Below are 2,687 nucleotides of genomic sequence, written 5' to 3'. Positions count from 1 at the left end.
CCGGTGACGACGACGATCACGCCCAGGGGCAGGGCGAGGGCGGCCGAGGGCAGGGGAGTGTTCAGTCGCAGGGCGCGCTCGGTGCGCATCCAGCCGATCACGCTTTGTGCGCCAAGAAATTTCGGTGCCCCCAGGCGCAAACTTGCGCCCTCACCTTCGCATGCCGTTCGATCACGGACGTCTACGGCGTGGACGACGAAACCAGGGGATGAGACAGCCGGGACATTCTCGCCTCGAGCGATTTCCCGCTGATGGCCAAGGGCCCGCAGAGCGCGACGCCGTTGGAGCACCGGGAGCGCGGTTCGGTGTACTCCATCGAACGGCGCATGGCGTCCTGCTTGAAGGTCTCCGGCGTCCGCCACTGGATGAACCGCAGGAGTGAGAACGACGCCCGGAGCGCACCGTGCGGGTGACGCGGCCGGCTTAGGAGGCGGGATCGAGGTTTTCTGCGGCTTCTACAATCAATGCAAGGATCGCCGCGATGGCGGGAGCGTCCCGGTCCGTAGCGCTGGTGAGGGCGAAGATCGTGCGCGCGGCAGGATTGCCGCGAAGTGGGATGGTCTTGACCGATGGCTGGTGCAGTGGCTGTGCCAGGCGCGGGACCAGTGAAATTCCTGCTCCATGCGCAATGAGTGCCGTGACGGCGGTCCATTCGTCGCAGGAGTGCCGGATGTCCGGCGTGAATCCCTCGGTAGCGCATAGGCCGAGGAGGATGTGGGCGCAAGGCTCGTTCGCGGCCGGAGCAACCCAGACTTCTTCCCTGAGCTGGCGAAGCTCAATCGCGTCGTACGCGGCGAGAGGATGATCCTCCGGGAGGGCAACGTCCATGACATCCCTGAGAAGATCGGTTCGGAGGAATCGGGGGTCTGTAAGCGTCGGCGCGCCTGGGAAGTCGACACCGATGAGCAGGTCGAGCCGGCCGTTGTCGAGGGCCGAGAGTCCCCGGATCGGAGTGAACTCGGATAACTCGATGCGCACACCGGAGTTGTTGCGGCGGCTGGCCGCGACTGCGGGCGCGAGGAGGTGCGTGATGCTCGTTGCGAATCCGCCCGCTCGAACAGTTCCGATCACTCCGGCCGCGGTCTCAACAAATATTTCCCGGGTGGAGCGGATCTTGATCTCGAGGTCGTTGAGCACCGCGATCAGCGCGCGACCGTACTCCGTGACGAGCACACCGCGGCCGCGCCGCTGGAACAGCGGGACACCGACGTCGCGCGAGAGTGCGTGTAACTGCTGGGACACGGCCGACGCAGTGAGGTGCTCCGCCTCGGCTACTGCCGCGATCGTTCCCAGGGAGCGCAGCTGCGCGAGCAACGTCAGCCGGCGCAGGTCGAAACCCAAGTTTTCGCTAATGCTTTTCACGAAGAAATTATCGCTGGTCTGTTCCTTCCGAGTCGAGCACACTCGGAGTCGTGTCCGGCCGCATCATCGTTCTCCTCTACGTATTCCTGGCGATCGCCCAGGGCATCCCGTACCTCCTGGTGAAGATCGCCGTGGCGGACATCGACCCGACCGTGCTTGTACTGGTCCGTGCCGGCGGGGCTGCGCTCCTGCTGCTGCCCATTGCGGCATGGCGACGCGAACTGCAGCCGGCGCTGCGGCACTGGCGTGCAATCCTCGCCTATGCCACCGCCGAGTTCGCGCTGCCGTGGCTGCTCACGGGGGTCGCAGAACTTTCTCTGCCAAGTTCCATGACCGGACTGCTCATCACAGCAGTCCCCCTCCTCGGCGTCGGCATCGGCCTATTTCTGGGCACCGGTGAACGGCTTTCCCGGTTGAACGTGGGAGGACTAGTTTTGGGCGTATGCGGCGTAGCGCTCCTCGTCGGCATTTCATTGCCGCCGGCATTGCTTTCGGCGGCAATGCTCGTGCTACTGGTGGGCGTCGGCTACGCCGTTGGAGCCGCGATCCTTGCCGTCTTCCTACGCAAAGTCCCTGCGACAGCAGTGACGGCATTGTCGTTCGGCGCGGTCGCCCTGGCCTACCTGCCAGTCGTGGTCTTCACGGCAGCGTGGCCTACATCTCTTCCTTCGTGGTCGACGATCGTCAGTCTGGCGATTCTGGTGGTCGTGTGCAGTGCGGGAGCTTTTCTGGCCTTGGCCGTTCTGGTCCGCAGGATCGGCCCCGTGCGCACGGCGACGGTGACCTACCTCAACCCGCTCGTCGCCGTTGCCGTCGGTGTTGCCGTCCTCGGCGAGACCCTCCGCGCCACCACTCTCATCGGACTCGGCGTAATCCTTGCAGCTTGCATTCTCAGCACTACCTCGGCGTCTCGATCGAACCAGGGCATCACGCAGGGACGGTCACACGTCGCCCGCCGCATCCACCAACAACCAAGGAACTAACCATGGACTATGACCACGATCTCACGATTCCACCGACCGCGACCGCGGCCGCCGCGCGCGACGTGGTTCAAAGGTGGGCCAGCCCGGCCCTGGTCAATCACTGCCTTCGCTCGTACATTTGGGCTGTCCTCCGAGCTCAGGACCTCGGTGTGGACTACGACCGAGAACTGCTGTATGTCGCCGCGATGCTTCATGACCTCGGTACTACCGCACAGTTCGACGCTGCGAGCGTCCCCTTCGAAGACGCCGGTGGCAGTGTGGGCTGGGTCTTCGCCGCTGGTGCCGGATGGCCGCCCGAGCGCCGCGATCTCGTGCGTGAAATTATCCAGCAGCACGCCTGGC

The 2,687-nt window shown here is 64.8% G+C and carries 3 protein-coding genes; 2 read left to right on the top strand and 1 reads right to left on the bottom strand.

All coding sequences use genetic code 11. The features are described 5' to 3' along the window. Window positions 1–423: 423 nt before the first annotated feature. Window positions 424–1,362, bottom strand: coding sequence for a LysR family transcriptional regulator (locus tag C5C27_RS17165; protein ID WP_181133583.1), 939 nt, complete (start codon window positions 1,360–1,362; stop codon window positions 424–426). A 50-nt stretch (window positions 1,363–1,412) separates the two neighbouring features. Between C5C27_RS17165 and C5C27_RS17160 the strand changes: the two genes are divergently transcribed. Together C5C27_RS17160 and C5C27_RS17155 are read left to right on the top strand one after the other, a co-directional pair. Next, window positions 1,413–2,345, top strand: coding sequence for a DMT family transporter (locus C5C27_RS17160; RefSeq protein ID WP_104315004.1), 933 nt, complete (start codon window positions 1,413–1,415; stop codon window positions 2,343–2,345). Window positions 2,346–2,347: 2 nt separating this feature from the next. Then, window positions 2,348–2,687 (top strand): HD domain-containing protein (locus C5C27_RS17155; RefSeq protein WP_146079753.1); only part of this gene is annotated, 340 nt, incomplete at its 3' end.

The organism is Rathayibacter sp. AY2B7 (genome assembly GCF_002931635.1).
Taxonomy (GTDB): domain Bacteria; phylum Actinomycetota; class Actinomycetes; order Actinomycetales; family Microbacteriaceae; genus Rathayibacter.
The sequence above is the reverse complement of the archived record's forward strand: the minus strand, read 5'-3'. Positions and strand labels throughout refer to the sequence as shown.